The sequence below is a fragment of the Xanthomonas sp. NCPPB 3959 genome (assembly GCF_056675575.1).
Genome location: NZ_JBWWVR010000008.1, coordinates 168,105 through 186,384, shown reverse-complemented (window position 1 = coordinate 186,384; position 18,280 = coordinate 168,105). Strand labels below are relative to the sequence as shown.

The following is an 18,280-nucleotide window of genomic DNA, read 5'->3' as shown; positions in this document are numbered from 1 at the left end:
CCATGAAAAAACGCTGGTTGCTAGTGCCTGTGCTGGCCGTGCTGCTATTGGCCAGTTACGTGGTGGCAGGCCCGTATCTGGCCATTCGCGGCATCAGTGAGGCAGTCGCCAATCGCGATGCCGGGCAGCTGGAACGCCACGTGGATTTCCCCAGCCTGCGGGTCAACCTCAAGGCGCAACTGGACGATTATCTGATCCGCCAGGCCGGCACCAGCATGCAATCAAGTCTGCTCGGTGGGTTCGCCTTGCAGCTTGCCAGTGGCATCAGCGGCGCCGGCGTGGACACGCTGGTCACCCCGCTCGGCATCGGTGCATTGCTGCAAGGCCATAGCGTGTGGAATCACGTCACTGGCGAGACCGTCAGCCCGGATACGTATGCGGCGCCAGCGCCGGCGCGTCCGCTGCAAGGCGCCGAGCAGCGCTTCGAATCCACCCGCCGCTTCACCGCGACCACGTACACCGCGACCGGAGCGCCGGTGGTCTTCGTGCTGACCCGGCAAGGCTTGCGTTGGCGGCTGACCGATATCCAGTTGCCGCTGGCTGACGCCGGGAATCCGCTCACCCCGTAACGGTGCGCTTGCAGGCGCGCCTGTAGTTTCCTACATCACGCCCGCTTGCAACGAGTGTCAAACCGCCCAGCTAGAGCGGCTTACGCATACCGCCAGGCCCGCTCCATCCATGCCGCCTGCAGCCGCAGCATCGCCGGCCGCAACTGCCGACGCGCCGCCCACGGCAACGACGCCAATGCCTGTTCCGCCGTGCCCGGCGTGCGTTTGCCATTCCAGGCGTATAGCACCTGATTGCGCAGATCCGGCTCGGGCAACAGCAGCACCCGCCCATCGAAGACATCACGCAGCTTGGCCAGATGCCCGGCAAGCGGCACCTGGAACAGGTTCAACGCCAGCACACCGCTGGGTGTCAGCGCAGCGCGGCAATCGGCGTAGAACTCGGGCGTGCACAGCGCGGGCGGAATGCCGTCGGCATCGTAGGCATCCAGCAGCAACAGGTCGTAGCGCCCTGCGCGCGTGCCGATCCAATGCGCACCATCGCCGTGCGTGACCTCAAGCCGCGCATCGTCGCGCGGCACGGCAAACGCATCGCGCAGCGCCAGCACCTGCGCATCGGCGTCCACCGCCTCGATGCGCGTGCTGCGCAGATAGCGATGGCAGAACTTGGCCTGCGCGCCGCCGCCGAATCCAACAATGCCAATTCGCTCGGGGCGCGGCTGCAGCCACAACGCGGCCAGCATGCCGCGCGTGTACGGCAGCATCAGCCGAGACGGCGCCCAGCGCGACATGCGGGTCTGCACGGTGTCGTCGGCGAAATACAGTTCCAACTGACGCCAGCTGGAGCGCAGCGCGGCGCGTGCAGACGGCTTCGGTGCGTCGCTCACCTGCTCGGCGGATCGTTGGCCACGCCATGCGGCACATGACCGGCCGCCACATGCTGATGCTGGCGCGCACTATCGATGTTGTGCTGCGAATCGTCGAAGAAGATATCCGCGCCAAACGCCTCCAGGAACGGCCCCTTGTGGCGCCCACCCAGGAACAGGGCCTCGTCCAGACGCACGCCCCACTCGCGCAGGGTGCGGATCACCCGCTCATGCGCCGGTGCCGAGCGCGCAGTGACCAACGCAGTACGGATCGGCGACGCCTCACCCGGCGGAAATGCCGCCTGCAGCGTGTGCAGCGCAGACAGAAAATTGCGGAACGGCCCGACCGACAACGGCTCGCGCGCGCGTTCGCGCTCGTGGCGTCCAAACGCCTCCACGCCCTGCTCGCGCGAAATACGCTCGCTCTCGTCGCCAAAGATCACCGCATCGCCGTCGAAGGCGATACGCAGCTGCGTCGGCAAGCGGCTCTCGTCGTTGTCCACGATCGCCGCTGCGGCTTCTGCGCGTTCGCCCGGCGCGCGCGGCATGATGGTTGCCGCCGCAATGCCATGGGTGAGTGCACGCCGCACCGATTCCGGATTGGCCGACAGAAACAGATCGGTGCCGAACGGCTTCACGTACGGCCAGGTCGGCTGCCCGGAGGTGAAGGTCGCCCGCACGATGCCCAGGTTGTAGTGTTGGATCGAATTGAAGATGCGCAAGCCGGTATCGGCGGAATTACGCGAGAGCAGGATCACCTCCACCCGCGGCGCGTCTTCGGGCACATCGTGGTTGAGCGCCAGCAGCTTGCGCACCACCGGGAATGCCACGCCCGGCTCCAGGATGTCGTCCTCATGCTCACGCTGGAACGCCGAATACGCCTCCACACCATCGGCCTCGAACAGCGCGTGGCCTTCTTCGAGGTCGAATAGCGCGCGCGAGGTGACCGCGACGGTCAGGAGCCTGGGGGAGTTGTCAGTCATTGTGGGGCCGGGATTTGGGATTCGGGATTTGGGATTGGTTTGAAGCAGGAACCGTAGGTCGGGAGTTGATCGCCCATCCGCACAGCATCGTAGCGCGTGCGAGCGATTCCAAAGACGACGTGCCGCGCTGCTGCCGTTGCCAATCCCGAATCCCGAATGCCCAATCCCCGCCCCTCACACCGCAAACTGCTCGCTGAAAATGCGCTCTTCCAGATTGTGTTCGGGATCGAACAGTAGCGTTACCTGGCGCTGGGTGGATTCGCGGATGGTCACTTCAATCACGTCGCGGATCTCGTGCGAGTCGGCGGTGACGCTGACCGGGCGCTTGTACGGGTCCAGCACCCGGAAGCACACTTCGGTATCGGCCTTGAGAATGGCGCCGCGCCAGCGACGCGGGCGATACGGGGCGATCGGCGTCAGCGCCAGCGTGTGCGAGCCCAGCGGCAGAATCGGCCCGTGCGCGGAATAGTTGTACGCGGTGCTGCCGGCGGGCGTGGCGACCATCACCCCGTCGCCGATCAGCTCGGCGATGCGGGTCTGGCCATTGAGATCCACGCTCAGATGCGCGGCCTGGCGGGTCTGGCGCAGCAGCGAGACCTCGTTGTAGGCCAGCGACACCGTGCTGGCACCGGACTCGGTCTGCACCTGCATTTCCAGCGGGCGCAGATGCGCCGGCTCGGCACGTTGCAGGCGCGCGAGCAGGTCGTCTTCGTCGTCGCGGTACTGGTTCATCAAAAACCCGACCGAGCCCAGCTTCATGCCGAACACTGGCTTGCTGGCAGCGCCATGCCGATGCAAGGTCTGCAGCATGAAGCCGTCGCCGCCCAGGGCGCAGACGATGTCGGCGGTGGCCAGCGGATGATCGCCATAGCGCTGCACAAGATGCGCGCGCGCGGTCACCGCCGGCTCGGCGTGACTGGCGAGAAAGGCGATGCGGGGTGGTGCGGTCATCGTTGACTCCAAAGCATGCGAATCAGCATACCGCAGCGCTGTGCCGGGCTTGTTGCGGCCACGCCCTGCCCTCGCATGCCCGGCCGCGATTGCGCCTGCGTGATCAAGCGCCGCCGCTGGTGCGGCGCACAGCAGCCAGCCAACCGCCGGCGATACCAGGCGCGCAATGCGCACACCGCCCGGTCAGACGCGACCGGGCCACTTCATCACGCCGTCAACCGCCACGCCCGATGGATCCGCGCATGCCGTTCGAAATCCGGGTCGATGGTGCGCGGGCTGATTTCCTCGCACTGCGCAAACTCGGCCACCAATTCCTCGTCCAGCTTGAAGCGGCGGAAGTTGTTGGAGAAATACAGCACCCCGCCAGGCGCCAGACGCGCCACCGCCGCGCGCAACAGCCGCACATGCTCGCGCTGGATATCAAAGTCTTCCGCGCGTGCGGAATTTGAAAAGGTCGGCGGGTCGCAGAAGATCACGTCGAAATGCGCGCGCTCGGCTTCCAGCCAGGCCAGCGCGTCGGCCTGCACAAGCTTGTGCTTGCTGCCGGCTTGGCCGTTCAAGGCCAGGTTGTCGGCGCACCACTGCAGATAGGTACCGGACAGATCCACGCTGGTGGTGGAGCTCGCACCGGCCACTGCCGCCTGCACACTGGCCACGCCGGTGTAGCAGAACAGATTGAGGAAGCGCCGCCCCTTGGATTGCGTGGCCATGGTGCCGCGCAACGGACGATGGTCCAGGAACAACCCGGTATCCAGGTAATCGAACAGATTCACCCGCAGCAGCGCGCCGTGCTCGCGCACATTGATGACCTCATTGCGCTGCTCGAAGCGGCCGTACTTGCTGCCGCCCTTGCCACGCTCGCGCGATTTGAGCGCAACACGCTCGCCCGGCACCTCGAACACCTCGCGCGCGGCGGCCAGCAGTTCGCCCAGACGACGGCGCACATCGGCTTCCGGAATCGTCGCCGGCGCGGCGTATTCCTGCACATGCAGAAATACGCGGCGATCGCCATCGGCTTGCTGATAGACGTCGATGGCAGCGGAATATTCCGGCAGATCGGCGTCATAGACCCGGAAGCATTCGATGCCTTCGCGCGCGCGCCACTTCTTGAACTTCTGCAGATTCTTGCGCAAACGGTTTGCGACCATCTGCGCGCCTTCGCTGAGCGCGGTCGGTGCGGCCAACGGGGTGCGCCGCGGCACCGCGATCGGGTCGCAGACGATCAACGCGCACTCGATCGCGCCGTTGAACAGCTGGTATTTCTTGCCCGCACGCAGGCCGGTGGCATACGCCAGCTCGGCGTTGCCGCAGAGCAGGCTGGCCCGCCATTGCGGCACGGCGCGCTGCAAGGTATCGCCCAGGCGGCGATACAGCGCCGCATCGGCGGCCAGACGCTCGTCGTAGGGCGGATTGCACACCACCACGCCGGTGGCCTGCGGCGGGGTCTGCAGATCGCCCACCTCGCGCACGCCGAACCAGATCGCCTCGGCGACACCAGCCACCTGCGCATTTTCCTTGGCCGCGCGGATCGCATGCGGGTCCATGTCGCTGCCGTGGATCACCTGCTTGAGCGCGGCGCGGCCGAGGCTGTCGCGCTCGCGCGCTTCACTCACCAGCTGTTGCCAGCCCTCGCGGTCGAAGCCGCGCCAGCGGCTGGGAATATCGCTGCCATAGCGTTGCAGGCCGGGTGCGACATCGGCGGCCATCAGCGCGCCTTCGATCAACAAGGTGCCGCTGCCGCACATCGGATCCAGCAGGCCGCCGCCCTCGGCGTAGGCGCGCGGCCAGCCGGCGCGCAGCAGCACGGCCGCGGCCAGGTTTTCCTTCAACGGCGCTTCGTTCTGCGCCATGCGCCAGCCGCGCCGATGCAGCGGGCCGCCACCCAGATCCACCGAGATGGTGGCGCGGCCCTTGCGCAGCGACAGGTTCAACCGCAGATCCGGGCTCTCCAGATCCACCGACGGGCGCTCCAGGCCCTGCCGGCGCATGGTGTCGACCACCGCGTCCTTGATGCGCTGCGCCGCATAACGGGCATGCGTGATCGCAGTGCCGGAGACATGCGCATCCACCGACAGCGTATGGCCGACAGACAGATGCTCGTCCCATGGCAACTCGGAAACGCCGGCATACAGCGCGTCCTCGTCCGGGCAATCGAACTCGTTCAACGGCCACAGCACGCGGCTGGCCAGGCGCGACCATAGGACGGCGCGCTGCGCGTCGCGCATGTCGCCTTCGACGTTGACGCCGGAGATGGTGGCAGTGGCCTTGCTGGCGCCGAGCGACAGCAGTTCGTCGGCAAGCAGGTATTCCAGGCCCTTGGCACAGGATGCGAAGAATTTCACGTAGGCAGGTATCGATGGAGACGCTGGCCGTCGTGGCGAGCGTGAGAGCAGGACGCTGGGCCGGCGCCGTGGAGGGCAATGCCGTGGCCGCTGCGGGCGGGGCGCAAATGGTCGGCCATCGGCGCCGGCTTTACCAGCCCGGCGGCCGGATTGCCCGCCACGCGGTTCACCACGGCGCCAGCCGCCACTGCGCCTGCGCGGTATCCAGGCGCTGCCGCAGGCCCAGCCGCTGCAGGAAGGCAGCATCGTGCGAGGCGACGATCAGCGCACCGTTGTAGCCGCGCAGCAGCGCTTCGACCGCCTCCACCGAGGCCAGATCCAGATGGTTGGTTGGCTCGTCCAGCAACAGCAGTTGCGCCGGCTGCGCCCGGTACAGCGCGCAGGCCAGCGCCGCCTTGAGCCGCTGGCCGCCGCTGAGCTGGCCGGTGGGCAGGTCGGCACGCGTCTGGTCCAGCCCCAGCAGCGCCAGTCGCAGCCGCTGTGCGTGCGCTGGCGTGCCCGGGTTGGCAGCGTGCAATTGCGCAGCGGCCGAGCGCGCCGGGTCCAGCAGCCCCAGGTCCTGATCCAGATACGCCGCTGGCACATGCACCTCGCAATGCCCTGCGCTCGGCTGCAGGTGCCCGGCCAACAACCGCAGCAACGAGGACTTGCCGCTGCCATTGGGGCCGACCAGGCCAATCCGCGGCTGCCCATGCAACAACAGATCCACCCGACGCCCGCCCAGCCGCCCGTCGGCCAGTTCCACCTGCTCCAGCATGGCCAACCGTCGCGATGCGCCGGCTGGCGATGCCGGCGCCAACACGGCGATCGCGGTATCGCTCTCCACCTGCGCTGCGGCCTGCACCACCGCCTCGCTCAGCCGTGCCTGTCCGGCCTGACGTTGCTGCTGCAGCCGCCCGGCGCTGTTTTCGCTGCGTTGCTTCTGCCCGCCGAGCAGGATCGCCGCTTGATTGGCCTGCCCGGCAGCACGCGCGCCGCGTGCCTGGCGTTGTTGCTGGCGCTGCTGCTGCTCGCGCAGCGCCTGCTCGCCGCGCGTACGTGCGTGTTTGCGCTCGGCCAGCAGATCGCTGGCCGCCTGCCGTTCCAGCGCGCGTTGCCGGGCATAGAACGCGTAATTGCCGCCATAACTGCGCAGCCCGTGCGGCAACAGTTCCAGGATGCGCTGCATCGCGTCGAGCAAGCTGCGGTCATGGCTGATCACCACCAGGCCACCGCTCCACGCCAGCAGCTGATCCATCAGCCGCTGGCGTTGCGGGCCATCCAGATGATTGCTGGGCTCATCCAGAATCAACAGGTCCGGCTGGGTCAGAAACGCACCGGCCAACGCCACGCGTATCGCTTCGCCGCCGCTGAGTTGCGCCGCCGGTGCATAGGGATCGCGCCCGCCCAAGCCTTGTCGCTCCAGTTCTGCGGCAAATTGCGCATGCGCGCTCCAGCGCTCGCCAACCAGGTCGAAATCGGCTGGCGCCACGCTGCCAGCAGCGATCCTGTCCAGCGCGTCCAGCAGCGGCGCGATGCCCGCCAACTCGGCAATGGTTTGTCCAGGCGCAACGCTCACCCGCTGCGGCAGGTAATGCACGCTGCCGCTGCGCACGCAGCGCCCGGCACTGGGCAGCAACTCACCGGCCAACAGCCGCCCAAGCACACTCTTGCCCACGCCATTGCGCCCGACCAGGCCGGTGGGGCGCTGATCGATGTGAATCGTCAGATCAGAAAACAGCGGGCTGCCATCTGGCAGCAGATACGCAACGCTCTCCAGCGTCAGCGACGAACAGGTCATACGTGTCTCCATTGCATGCCAGCACACGCGCCGATCCAACCGGACCAGCAGCGGGTAAGGCCGTCATCACGACGGCGGCATCAATGGCGCATTGGACCATCCTCAAACAGTGGACAACGCGGCAGAGTTTAAGTCAGCGCGCCCTGCAAACGGAACCCCGGGCAGTTCGCGATGTTGCCGACTCAGCGGCCTAATGGCTTCTGCGCAATCACCGTCGGAAATATGCTGGCGGCGTCGTCGATAAACCGGATAGCGGTAAACCCGGCGCTTTCCAGCTGCAGACGGGTGTGTGCATGGGTCCGGAACGAGGCCCAGCGCGCTTGTACGATCTCGGCGAATATCTGGTTCTGCAGGGTCAGCGCCTCCGCGTCGATGTTCTCCAACTTCCACGGCGACTCGGCAGAGATGCTTGGCGGCGGAGTCAGAAAACTTGCGACCAGCACGCCACCTGGCGTCAGTCGATCGAAAAAGGCGCGATACAGCGCGATCACGCGCCCGTCGTCCGGCTCGTAGATATTCAGACCATTGCTCGTCAGCACATCCACCTCATCGCCAGGGCCGGGTGTCCATGCGTCCTCAAGACGCAGCGAAAGCTGCCCCTCCAGCCCATGCTGCCGTGCGAGTTGGAGTGCTCCTTCCAAGGCCTGAGGATCCAGATCGATGCCGATCAGGCGCACGTCCGGGCACTCCCGGTAGTCCAGCATCAACAGCTCCCCCATCCATCCACAGGGCACCGATGCCAGCGTCATGCCTGGCCGCAGCAGCCCCTGCAGCTGCTGCCTGAAGATGCCGAACCGTTCGCGGGTAGCCAGCGCCGCAGGCGCCTTCTCGAAGATATGCCGTTCCATCGCCGACATCGAATCGTTTGGCTGTGCATCAGAGCGATACGTCACCATCTGATGGGTCCAATAGGCATTCAGCCCACGATTTCTGAGCAGAAACCGACCGAACTCGATCGACCAGAGCGCATCGACCAGACCGATCAAACGTTGAACCACCGCATCGGATCGATCGCCGGTCTGGCGCAGACGCAATTTGATCGATGCCAACACTGCGGCATCGTCCTGGTGATCGCCACCGTGGGAAATCAGTCGGCCCGCATGCGCGGCCTGACCCAGGTCTTCATCATCGCGTTGCATCTTCCACCTCGACAGGAGAGCGCCATTGCAGCTCTCGCAATGCTGCGATCCCTGCCGGCGTCCTGGCGTCTCGATAGCGATGGAAGATGCCGCCGAGCGAACTGCACTGGCGCAGATCTCGGCAACGGGTCGATATAGGCTCGACTCAACCCAGCCCGAAGGCCGGGTGATAAGACACATCGGCCAGCGGCAGCAACCGATCGCCGAAAGCCAGCGCCTGCAGCTCGGACACCGGGACGTCGGGCAACACCAGGCCCGGCTCCACCGCAAACCCCAGACGCTTAAAAAATGCCGGCTCGCCCAGTGCCAGACAACCGGCTGCACCGCGCTCGCGCAAGTTCGCCAGTGCAGATTGCACCAGGCGCGTGCCCAGGCCCTGGCGCTGATGCCCCGGCCCGATCGCCAGCGGACCCAGCGCGTACCAGCCAGGCGAGTCGTCCGACAACGACACCGACGATACCGCCAGATGCCCGACCACATAGCCGTCGTGGTCGGCCACCAACGACAACGCCAGCGCGCCGTCGTTGCGCAACGCGGAAATCACGTGTTGCTCGTCATGGCGGCTGTGGTCGGAGCGCATGAACGCCACCATCGTCAGCAGTTCGATCGCGGCGGCATCGCCGTCGCTCGCTTCGCGGATCAACACATCCATCGGCAACTCCGCACGCAGCACGCAATCAGGTGCGGACGCATCACAGACTCTGCAACAGTTCGGCAAATGCACGCGCCGACGCGTCCACATGCGCCGCCAGCCGATGTTCGTCGTCGACCAGCAACAAGCGCGCATTGCGCGCCTGCGCCCAGGCGATCACATCGGCAGCAGGAATCAATTCATCGCGCCAGGCATGCACGATCGAAATCGGCACGGCCGCCGCATCCAGCGCCGGCAACGGGCCCATCCTGGTCGGCGGCACCATCAAAAACAGCCCGCGCGTTGGCACCTGCAACGACACCTGGGCAGCGATATACGAGCCCAGGCTGGAGCCGACCAACACCAGCGGCCCCTTGTCGGACGCCGCACGCGCGATCTGCAGCAGACGCTGCAACCGGCCTTGCACATCACCGAGCGAGCTCACCTCGCGGCACGCGTCCAGATCGGTGTAATCCGGGCGCTCGTGGGTCCAGCCCAACTGCTCGGCGACGTCGGCCAGTGCGGTGACTTTCAGTGCGTCGGGGCCACTTTCGAACCCGTGCGACAGAATGCAATGCCCGCGGCTCATAGCGCCTGCACCGTATCGCCGATGCGCAGCACGCCGCCACGCAGGATGCGCGCGCACAGCCCGCCATGCCCGCGCATCGCGTTGTAGCCGCCCGCGCCCAGCGCATCTTCCATGCGCGAGCACGGGTCGCAGGGATCGGTGCCTTCCAGCTCGACCTCGCCGATACGAAAGCGCCGCCCTTTCAAGGCGATCAGCGGGATACCGGACACCACCAGATTGCGCCGCAACGTAGCTGGCGCGATTGACGCGTGACCGGCCAGGGCGGCGATCACCGGCAGATGCTCGGCCTGGATCAAGGTCAGCCCACGCTTGCCGCTGCCGCCTTTATAGCGGTCGCCCACCAGGCCAATGCCGGTGGTGGCCTGCGCCGCGTCTACCTCCAGCATGGCCACATCGCGCGCCGGGCGCACGCCGATCCAGGTCACCTGGCCGGTCTGCGGCAGCGTTGCCATCAATTTGCCCAAAGGGCTGTCGGGATTCAAAGCCATCGTCGAATGCTAGCATCCGCTTCATGTCCGATGCCGTCCTGCCGTCTCCGCCGATCACCTACGCGCCGTTGTCCTACGAATCCCGGCTGGCGCGACGCGCGCTCACACAGATCGACATGGTGGTCATCCACTGCACCGAATTGCCCGACATGGCGATGGCGCGCGAATACGGCGAGCGCGTGCTCTACGACAGCGGCACCGGCAACAGCGGCCATTACTACATCGACCGCAACGGCAGCATCCAGCAATACGTGGCGCTCGAGCGCGTGGCACATCATGTGCGCGGCCATAACCCGCATACGCTGGGCATCGAATTGGTCAACACAGGCCGCTATCCGCATTGGCTGGACTCGCGTCATCAGGTCATGACCGAGCCCTATCCCAACGCGCAGATCGTCGCGCTGATCACCCTGCTGCAATGGCTGCAACAGCAGCTGCCATCGATCAGCCGCATCGCTGGTCATCAGGCACTGGACACCACCCAGGAGGCGGCCAGCGACGATCCGTCGCGCAAGATCCAACGCAAGCTCGACCCCGGCCCCATGTTTCCATGGCCGCGCATCGAAGCGGCCGTGACGTGGTCGCACGCACCCCGCTAAGCGCGGCGCTCAGCGCTCCGGCGCGCGATAGGTTTTCTCGCCTGCATTCACTGCGACATCCAGCCGATTTTCCGGTGGCGCGATCGGGCAGACCACGTGAGGCGTCAACGCGCAGGGCGGATTTTCGGCCAGATTGAAGTCCAGCACGATGCGGCCGTCGCGTGGAGCCTCGGTGTAGAGATAACGCGCGCCGCCATAACTTTCCTTGCCGCTGGTGCGATCGGCGAACAGGAAAAACAGCCCCTCCCCGCCCTCCTGCGCCAGCGCCTGCAAGCGGTACTCGTGGCCATGGCGCGAAAACACCGCCTCGCCCGGTATATCGACCGTGAGCGGGGTGCCGATCGAGGTCAACAAGGTGGTCGTGTGTGGCGTGGAATAAGCCTCCCAGCGCGCCTGGAGGCGCCACCGCGGATCGGTTGGGAAATAGTCCAGCCCATCGACTTGGGTCAGCGCCGGCGCAGCCGGATCGCGAAAACGCCAGCCGAACAAACTGCCGGTCTGCACCAGAAAGAACTGCCGGCCCTCCACGTCGAGGCGATCGCCACGCTGCCCTGCCCGCTCCGGTTCCAACATGACGCGATCGATGCGCTGCCCGTTCAAGGTCACCGGCGCACCGGCTGCCGCTTCAAAGTGCACACGGCCATCGGTGTCCAGCGTCAGCTGCCCCAACTGCGCTGGACCGGCCGGCAACACGATGTCGCTCTGCGGATCGCTGCCCACCCGATACTGGCCAGCACGCACGCGACCGGAGCCGGTGTAGCTCAACCAACCGTCGGGGGCCCGCAACCGCGTCAAACGCTGTGCACGCGCACGTTCAAGCGCAACCTGATACACCGCCTGCTCATCGCCTTGTCCACGACCGGCCAGACGCGCATCGTTGACGCCAGTGGTCGACCCCGCCGAGCATGCAGCCATCGACCACGCCGCGACGCAGAGTGCGCCAATCTGTAACTGCAACCGCATGAGTCACCCAACACTGCGAGAAACTGCGCTCCGCGCAGCGAACCTGCGTCCCCACAGGTCACCGTTCCTGTCGCTATTGTGCCTGCAATCGGTCAGGCAGTGGTCGCGACCGGACGTGCCGAGTCCTGCAACCAGCCGCTCCACGAGCCGGCGTAGACACGCGCGCCAGACAGACCGGCTACTTCCAATGCCAGCAGCAAATGGCAGGCAGTCACGCCCGATCCGCACATCACCACCGCGTGCTCGGGTGGAGTTGCACCCAGCAGCGCAGACAGCTCCGCACGTAATTCGTTTGCCGGCTTGAAACGGCCATCGCGCAGGCTCACACCCAATGGGCGGCTCACCGCACCAGGCACATGCCCGGCCACCGGATCGACCGGCTCCACCTCGCCGCGAAAACGCTCGCCGGCACGCGCATCCAGCAGCCATCCCGGCGCCTGATCCAGACGCGCCAGAAGTTGCTCGGCCTCGACCACCGCAGCGTTGTCGAAACTGCCCGGATACGCCGCGCCAGCGTGCAATGCAGGCGGCTCGGTACTTTCCGGCAATCCGGCAGCGCGCCACGCGGCCAATCCGCCATCCAGTACCGCCACGCGACGATGCCCCATCAAGCGCAGCATCCACCACGCACGCGCGGCGGCCATGCTGCCGTCGGCAGCGTCGTAGACCACGACCTGACTGTCCGGATCGATGCCCCATTCGCCCAGCCGCTTGGCGAAGGCCGCGCTGTGCGGCAGCGGATGCCGGCCCTGACCAGGCCGCGACAGATCGGCCAGATCGTCATTGAGATCGGCGTAATGTGCGCCCGGCAAATGTCCCTGCGCATAGGCGTTGCGCGCTGCATCGGGGTCCGGCGCAGTCGGCGGCGCGGCGCGGGCGTCCAGCAGCCGTAGCTGTGGATGGTGCAACACGGCCGCCAAGGTGACGCTATCGACCAGCGTGGTCCAGTCGGGATCAACACTCATGCAACCTGCTCCAGGCGACGACGAAGATTGAGAAGAATGGCAGCGGTGGCGCCCCAGATACGCTGGCCCGGCCAATCGTACTCGAGCACACGGCGTGGCCGGCCGCGGAACTCCAGCTCTACGCTGCGCAGATTGTCCGGGTCCATCAGATACGCCAACGGCACTTCAAACACATCGGCCACTTCGTCCGGCTGCGGCACCGCCACAAACGCCGGGTCGATCACCGCAACCACCGGGGTCACGCGAAACCCGCTCACGGTCAAAAACGGATCTAGATAACCCAATGCATGCACTTGATCCGCGCCGAGCGCGATCTCTTCGCAACTCTCGCGCAGCGCCGCAGCCGCCGCATCGGCATCGGAAGGCTCGATCCGCCCACCGGGAAAACTGACCTGCCCGGCGTGATGGCGCAGGCTGTCGGTGCGTCGGGTCAACAGCACCATGCTGCCGTGCTCGCGTGGAATCAGACCGCACAATACCGCCGCTTCGGCAGAGGCGCCGCCTTCGGTCAGATCGATCAATTCGGCATGGTTCCAACCCGGCCCATCGGGCGCGGTGTCCAGCGGATACAACGCACGCTGCAGCTGCGCGCATTCGGGCAGCCGCGCCGCCAATGCGCGCGCAGGCAGAACCGTCTGCAGATATGTCTGGCGTTCGGCGTCGCTCATGCTCATCCAGCGTGCAATTTCATCCAGGCTGCGCAGGCAGCCGACACAGTGCGACTGCGCGTCCAACGAACATACACCGATACATGGGCTGGGCAGACTGCCGCCGTTCGCATCCTTGTCGGTCATCGCTCGCTCCTGCCGCCCCGCATCGTCAAGACCTCCAACCGACTTTTGCGCTCGCGCATGTCCGGTGAACCCAAACGACAACGCCGGCCTGGTGGCCGGCGTTGTCACAGCAACATCAAACGCAATTACTTGACGCTGACCAGCTTGATCTCGAACTGCACGGCCACGTTCGGCGGGAACGGCGTACGCGGGTCGGCACCGTAGGCCTTCTCCGGCGGCAGGGTCACTTCCCACTTGGAGCCAGCCGGCATCTGCAGCAGCGTATCGCGCATGGCCTGCATCTCGACTTCGCTGACCTTGATGGCCGGAATCTGCTGCGCCGGACGTGCCTTCTCGCGATCGCCGAAGGGGAACGGACCGGCCACTTCCAGCTGCACTGTGCTGGCCTGGGTCGGCTTGGCGCCCTTGCCGGCTTCGATCACGCGGTACTGCACGCCGCTCGGCAGCGTCTGCACGCCAGCGGTGCCCTTGTTCTTGGCCAGGAACTGGTCGCTCTTGGTCTTGTTGGCAGCGGCAGCCTTGTCGTACTCGGCCTTGGCCTGCTGGGCACGGCCCTGCTCACGCTTCTGGAACGCCTCGACGGCCGGCTTCAGCTGATCGGCAGTGATCGACGGCTGCTTCTTGGCATAGGCGTCTTGCAGACCCTTCACCACCGCATTGATGTCGAGCTGCTCGCCGCGACCGGTGAGCTCGGCAAGGTTGTTGCCGTAGTCATAGCCGAAGTAGTAGCTCAACTTGCCTTTCTCGGACGTTGTGTCCTGGGCCAGTGCATTGCCCGTCAGGGCCAGGGCCGCCACAGCGACCGCGATAGAACGCAACTTCATCAAACAATTCTCCAGGGTGGTGGCACAGGACGGGTCTGCCGCCTGAGATGACGCGCTAGGATAGCGGCCGCGATACCGAACCGCTACTTATCACGAAAGCTATGACCAGCAAGGCTTTCGGAAGTTCCGTATTTACTAATTTTTTACGTTCGTAAGGATTTCCATGTCCAATCACGTCATTCTGATCGCCGACCACGCCAGTGTACGGACGATCACGGTCAATCGACCGGACAAACTGAACGCCTTGAACCAGGACACGATGCGGGCGCTGGATCAGGCGTTCCAGGATGCCGCCAGCGCCGATGACGTGCGCGTGGTGGTTCTCACCGGCGCGGGCCAGAAAGCCTTCGTAGCCGGCGCGGATATCGCCGAAATGCGTGATCTGTCGGCGATGCAGGGGCGCGAGTTCTCGCTGCTTGGCCAGCAGCTGATGCGCCGGATCGAATGCATGCCCAAGCCGGTGATCGCGATGATCAATGGATTTGCGTTGGGCGGCGGACTGGAGCTGGCCATGGCCTGCCATCTACGCATTGCCGCAGCCACCGCGCGCCTGGGACAGCCGGAAATCAATCTCGGCCTGATCCCCGGCTTCGGCGGCACCCAGCGGCTGTTGCGCCTGACCGGTCGTGCTGCTGCGCTTGAACTGTGTCTGCTCGGCCAGCCGATCGATGCAGTGCGCGCATTGCAGCTGGGCCTGCTCAACCGCGTGGTCGAGCCGGAGGCGCTGCAGGAAGAAACACTCGCCTTGGCACAGCGCCTGGCCGCTGCTGCACCGCTCGCATTGCGCGGCATTCTGGATGCGGTGGTGTTCGGCGGCGAATGCGCGATCGAAGAAGGTTTACAGCTGGAAACCGCACAATTTGCGCTGTTGTTCGCCAGCGACGACATGCGCGAAGGCACCCGCGCCTTTCTCGAAAAACGCCCCGCACACTTTCTCAATCGTTGATCGATTCGCCATGACGTCTGACCCCATACCGGTATCACGTCCCCTGCCGCTGCAACTATTCGACTGCGTGCAAGCCGACGATCTCGACGGCGCGCTGGCGCTCGGCCTGATGGAGTACCTGCCCGATCCACGCGACGACCTGCTGGATGCGGCCTGCCCGCAGGTGCGCGTGGTATTGCTCGCCGCACAACAGCGCCTGCGTGACGCCTGGGCCGCTCGCGAACGCTACCGCGCACGCGCCGCGCGCCTGCAACGCCGCGCTGCCGAACGCGATGCTCGCCGCACGCCCGCACCAGCACCCAGCCAACCCGTCGCTGCCGCATTGCCGCCGTTGGCCGCCGCCATCCTGGCGCGCGCCAAGGCCAAGGCCGCAGGTGGAACACAGCCATGAACGCGATCCGCCCCACCCCGCCGGCACGTCGCGGCAGCATCATGCGCAAGCCCGAAGTGCAGGAAATGTTCGAGCGCCTGCGCGAACTCAACCCGCACCCGACCACCGAGCTGGAATACACCACCCCGTTCGAGTTGCTGATCGCCGTGCTGCTTTCGGCGCAAGCCACCGATGTCGGCGTCAACAAGGCCACCCGCAAGCTGTATCCGGTTGCCAATACGCCGCGCGACATTCTCGATCTCGGCGAAGAAGGCCTGAAGCGCTACATCGCCACCATCGGTCTGTTCAACGCCAAGGCCAAGAACGTCATTGCTACCTGTCGTATTTTGCTCGAGCAATACGCTGGCGAAGTCCCGCATGATCGCGCGGCGCTGGAAGCATTACCCGGCGTCGGCCGCAAGACTGCCAACGTGGTGCTCAATACCGCATTCGGCGAGCCCACCATGGCGGTGGACACGCATATCTTCCGCGTAGCCAATCGCACCGGACTTGCGCCGGGCAAGGACGTGCGCGTGGTCGAAGACAAGCTGGTGAAGGTCATTCCTGCAGAGTTTCTGCACGACGCGCATCACTGGCTCATCCTGCATGGCCGCTACGTCTGCAAGGCACGCAAACCGGATTGCCCGGGCTGTGTGATCCACGACCTGTGCCGCTATCGCGACAAGACCGTGGCGTCTGCCGAGCGGCCAGCACCTTTGCGCAGCTGACGCGCTCCCACTCAAACGTGGCTGAGACGATCTAGCAAGACCATCGACGACTGCGCAGCGCCCAGTCGCACCAGTTGCATCGTATCGGCAACGCAAACCCAGGCTTTTTACGAATCTCCAATCCCAAATCCCGAATCCCGGCCAAAAAAAATCGCGACCGGATGATGCGTCTTACGGCGCCATGCATCATCCGGCCACGACAGGGGTCACCCGGCGCGAACGCCGGGCGGTTTGCAGCAGGTTTACGCCGCCTTGGCTTGTTCGACGCGCTGTTCGACCAACACGCTTTCCACCGTTGGCTGACCTTCCACGCGTCGATCCAGCTCGTTCCAGTCCACCACCAACTCGCAGCCGCGCGAGGCCGCATTCCGGCTCCAGTCGCGCAGCAACTCGATGCAGGCGTGGTCGACATGGTGCAGCTTGGCCACGTCCAGATGCAGTGCGGTATTGGGCGGCACGCTTTCCAGCGTACGCGCCATCGCCGGCACCTTCAGGAACGTTGCCGAACCCTGCAGCGTCAGATGCATCTCGTCCTTCTTGTGCTCGTGCTCACGCACGTCCACCTTCAGGCGCGAAGAATGCAGGGCCAGACGGAACAGCGACAGACCAAAGCCGATCAACACACCGGTCAGCAGGTCGGTGGCCACGATCGCGAAGGTGGTGGCCAGATAGATCGCCGCGGTGCCACGACCATAGGTCGCCAGCTCCTTGACCTGACCGATCTTGATCATCTTCACGCCCGTGTAGACCAGGATGCCGGCCAGACAGGCCACCGGCGTCATCCGCAACAGCCACGGCAGCAGCATCGCGAACACCAGCAACCAGCCGCCATGCAGCACCGTGGACATGCGCGTGGCTGCACCGGCCTGCACATTGGCCGCACTGCGCACGATCACGCCGGTCATCGGCAATGCGCCGAGGAAGCCGCACAACATATTGCCCACGCCCTGCGCCGCCAGTTCACGGTCGTAGTTGGTGCGTGCGCCCTGATGCATGCGATCCACCGCTGCCGCCGACAGCAAGGTTTCTGCGCTGGCGATGAAGGCAAACGTCACCGCAGACACCAGCAAGGTCGCGTTGAACACGCCGAAGATGTCCGAGATGCTGGGGATGCTGATCGCAGAGAACAGGTTGGTCGGTACATCGACCTTGGCGACGTTCAAACCCTGCAACTGCACTGCAGCCGTGACCGCCACCACCGCGATCAACGCACCCGGCAGGAACCGCAGACGCTGCGGACGCAGCTTGTCCCACGCCAGGATAATGCCGATGGTGGCCAGACCCACGAACAAGGCGGTGCGGCCGGTGCCTTCGCTGATCGCCTGCCACACCACGGCCGGCAGTGCAGCGAAGTTCTCCAGACCGCGCGCCTTGGGTGCGGCATCCATCAACACATGCGCCTGCGAGGCCACGATCAGGATGCCGATACCGGACAACATGCCGGCCACCACGGCCGGCGATGTCATGCGGAACCACACGCCTGCACGGCACAGACCGGCGACCAACTGAATCGCACCGGCCAACAAGATCACCGGCCCGAGCGCGGCGATGCCGTGCTCCCGGACCAGTTCGAACACCAACACAGCCAGGCCGGCGGCAGGCCCACTCACCTGCAACGGAGAACCCGCCACAAAGCCAACGACCAGACCACCGATGATGCCGGTGATCAGACCTGCGGCCGGCGGCATGCCGGATGCGATCGCGATGCCCATACACAACGGGAGCGCGACGAGGAAGACAACGACAGACGCCAATAAATCACGCCCGAACAGTCCCTGACGGAAATATCCGCCGATACCTGATGTGTTCATGATGT

20 protein-coding genes are annotated in these 18,280 nt (G+C 65.5%); 5 read left to right on the top strand and 15 right to left on the bottom strand.

The window, feature by feature from the left end; translation table 11 throughout:
* Positions 1–2: 2 nt before the first annotated feature.
* Entirely contained in the window at positions 3–569 is a 567-nt protein-coding gene (locus AC1KVG_RS11500) for a DUF2939 domain-containing protein (protein WP_481094484.1), read from the top strand.
* Positions 570–649: 80 nt separating this feature from the next.
* Here AC1KVG_RS11500 and AC1KVG_RS11495 read toward each other — a convergent pair whose 3' ends face one another.
* From AC1KVG_RS11495 to AC1KVG_RS11450, 10 genes are all read right to left on the bottom strand, one after another.
* Positions 650–1,393, bottom strand: coding sequence for a spermine/spermidine synthase domain-containing protein (locus AC1KVG_RS11495; protein ID WP_481094483.1), 744 nt, complete (start codon positions 1,391–1,393; stop codon positions 650–652).
* Complete coding sequence (locus AC1KVG_RS11490; RefSeq protein ID WP_006450285.1) at positions 1,390–2,355, bottom strand: 5'-nucleotidase; 966 nt, start codon at positions 2,353–2,355, stop codon at positions 1,390–1,392. Before AC1KVG_RS11490 ends, AC1KVG_RS11495 begins: the two co-directional genes overlap by 4 nt.
* Before the next feature lie 174 nt (positions 2,356–2,529).
* Positions 2,530–3,306, bottom strand: coding sequence for an NAD kinase (locus AC1KVG_RS11485; RefSeq protein WP_006450286.1), 777 nt, complete (start codon positions 3,304–3,306; stop codon positions 2,530–2,532).
* A gap of 206 nt (positions 3,307–3,512) precedes the next feature.
* Positions 3,513–5,648 (bottom strand): bifunctional 23S rRNA (guanine(2069)-N(7))-methyltransferase RlmK/23S rRNA (guanine(2445)-N(2))-methyltransferase RlmL, encoded by a 2,136-nt coding sequence (rlmKL, locus tag AC1KVG_RS11480; protein WP_481094482.1) that lies wholly within the window; start codon positions 5,646–5,648, stop codon positions 3,513–3,515.
* Positions 5,645–5,836: a hypothetical protein gene (locus AC1KVG_RS11475; protein ID WP_481094481.1), complete on the bottom strand. Its 192-nt coding sequence runs from the start codon at positions 5,834–5,836 to the stop codon at positions 5,645–5,647. Before AC1KVG_RS11475 ends, rlmKL begins: the two co-directional genes overlap by 4 nt.
* Complete coding sequence (locus tag AC1KVG_RS11470; protein ID WP_481094480.1) at positions 5,815–7,428, bottom strand: ABC-F family ATP-binding cassette domain-containing protein; 1,614 nt, start codon at positions 7,426–7,428, stop codon at positions 5,815–5,817. The genes AC1KVG_RS11475 and AC1KVG_RS11470 overlap by 22 nt, the downstream gene beginning before the upstream one ends.
* Positions 7,429–7,610: 182 nt before the next feature.
* Complete coding sequence (locus AC1KVG_RS11465; protein WP_481094520.1) at positions 7,611–8,567, bottom strand: SAM-dependent methyltransferase; 957 nt, start codon at positions 8,565–8,567, stop codon at positions 7,611–7,613.
* Between the two features lie 145 nt (positions 8,568–8,712).
* On the bottom strand, positions 8,713–9,219 hold the full coding sequence (locus AC1KVG_RS11460) for a GNAT family N-acetyltransferase (RefSeq protein ID WP_481094479.1): 507 nt from the start codon (positions 9,217–9,219) through the stop codon (positions 8,713–8,715).
* Positions 9,220–9,259: 40 nt separating this feature from the next.
* Positions 9,260–9,787, bottom strand: a complete 528-nt coding sequence (locus tag AC1KVG_RS11455; RefSeq protein WP_481094478.1) for a hypothetical protein — start codon at positions 9,785–9,787, stop codon at positions 9,260–9,262.
* The gene (locus AC1KVG_RS11450) at positions 9,784–10,275 is read right to left on the bottom strand and encodes an MOSC domain-containing protein (RefSeq protein ID WP_481094477.1); all 492 of its coding nucleotides are present in this window, start codon (positions 10,273–10,275) and stop codon (positions 9,784–9,786) included. The genes AC1KVG_RS11455 and AC1KVG_RS11450 overlap by 4 nt, the downstream gene beginning before the upstream one ends.
* A gap of 23 nt (positions 10,276–10,298) precedes the next feature.
* Between AC1KVG_RS11450 and AC1KVG_RS11445 the strand changes: the two genes are divergently transcribed.
* Positions 10,299–10,874, top strand: a complete 576-nt coding sequence (locus AC1KVG_RS11445) for an N-acetylmuramoyl-L-alanine amidase (protein WP_481094476.1) — start codon at positions 10,299–10,301, stop codon at positions 10,872–10,874.
* 9 nt (positions 10,875–10,883) lie between these two features.
* On the opposite strand, the gene AC1KVG_RS11440 is transcribed toward AC1KVG_RS11445, so the two are convergent.
* The 4 genes from AC1KVG_RS11440 to AC1KVG_RS11425 form a co-directional block, all read right to left on the bottom strand.
* Positions 10,884–11,837 (bottom strand): DUF1684 domain-containing protein, encoded by a 954-nt coding sequence (locus AC1KVG_RS11440; protein ID WP_481094475.1) that lies wholly within the window; start codon positions 11,835–11,837, stop codon positions 10,884–10,886.
* A 92-nt stretch (positions 11,838–11,929) separates the two neighbouring features.
* Entirely contained in the window at positions 11,930–12,802 is an 873-nt protein-coding gene (locus tag AC1KVG_RS11435; RefSeq protein WP_481094474.1) for a sulfurtransferase, read from the bottom strand.
* Entirely contained in the window at positions 12,799–13,596 is a 798-nt protein-coding gene (locus tag AC1KVG_RS11430; RefSeq protein ID WP_268211929.1) for a CoA pyrophosphatase, read from the bottom strand. Before AC1KVG_RS11430 ends, AC1KVG_RS11435 begins: the two co-directional genes overlap by 4 nt.
* Before the next feature lie 125 nt (positions 13,597–13,721).
* Positions 13,722–14,420 carry an FKBP-type peptidyl-prolyl cis-trans isomerase N-terminal domain-containing protein gene (locus tag AC1KVG_RS11425; RefSeq protein WP_006450296.1) on the bottom strand — a complete coding sequence of 233 codons (699 nt, stop codon included), beginning with the start codon at positions 14,418–14,420 and terminating at the stop codon, positions 13,722–13,724.
* Between the two features lie 163 nt (positions 14,421–14,583).
* Here AC1KVG_RS11425 and AC1KVG_RS11420 point away from each other — a divergent pair, with 163 nt between their 5' ends.
* Genes AC1KVG_RS11420 through nth form a run of 3 tightly spaced genes read left to right on the top strand, consistent with a single transcriptional unit; the run spans position 14,584 to position 16,464 of the window.
* A complete protein-coding gene (locus AC1KVG_RS11420; RefSeq protein WP_481094473.1) occupies positions 14,584–15,366 on the top strand; it encodes an enoyl-CoA hydratase-related protein in 783 nt (260 codons plus the stop codon).
* A 10-nt stretch (positions 15,367–15,376) separates the two neighbouring features.
* Positions 15,377–15,757, top strand: a complete 381-nt coding sequence (locus AC1KVG_RS11415) for a hypothetical protein (RefSeq protein WP_481094472.1) — start codon at positions 15,377–15,379, stop codon at positions 15,755–15,757.
* Entirely contained in the window at positions 15,754–16,464 is a 711-nt protein-coding gene (gene nth, locus AC1KVG_RS11410) for an endonuclease III (RefSeq protein WP_176341016.1), read from the top strand. Before AC1KVG_RS11415 ends, nth begins: the two co-directional genes overlap by 4 nt.
* 242 nt (positions 16,465–16,706) lie before the next feature.
* Here nth and AC1KVG_RS11405 read toward each other — a convergent pair whose 3' ends face one another.
* Positions 16,707–18,275 (bottom strand): SulP family inorganic anion transporter, encoded by a 1,569-nt coding sequence (locus tag AC1KVG_RS11405; RefSeq protein WP_023903595.1) that lies wholly within the window; start codon positions 18,273–18,275, stop codon positions 16,707–16,709.
* Between the last annotated feature and the right edge of the window lie 5 nt (positions 18,276–18,280).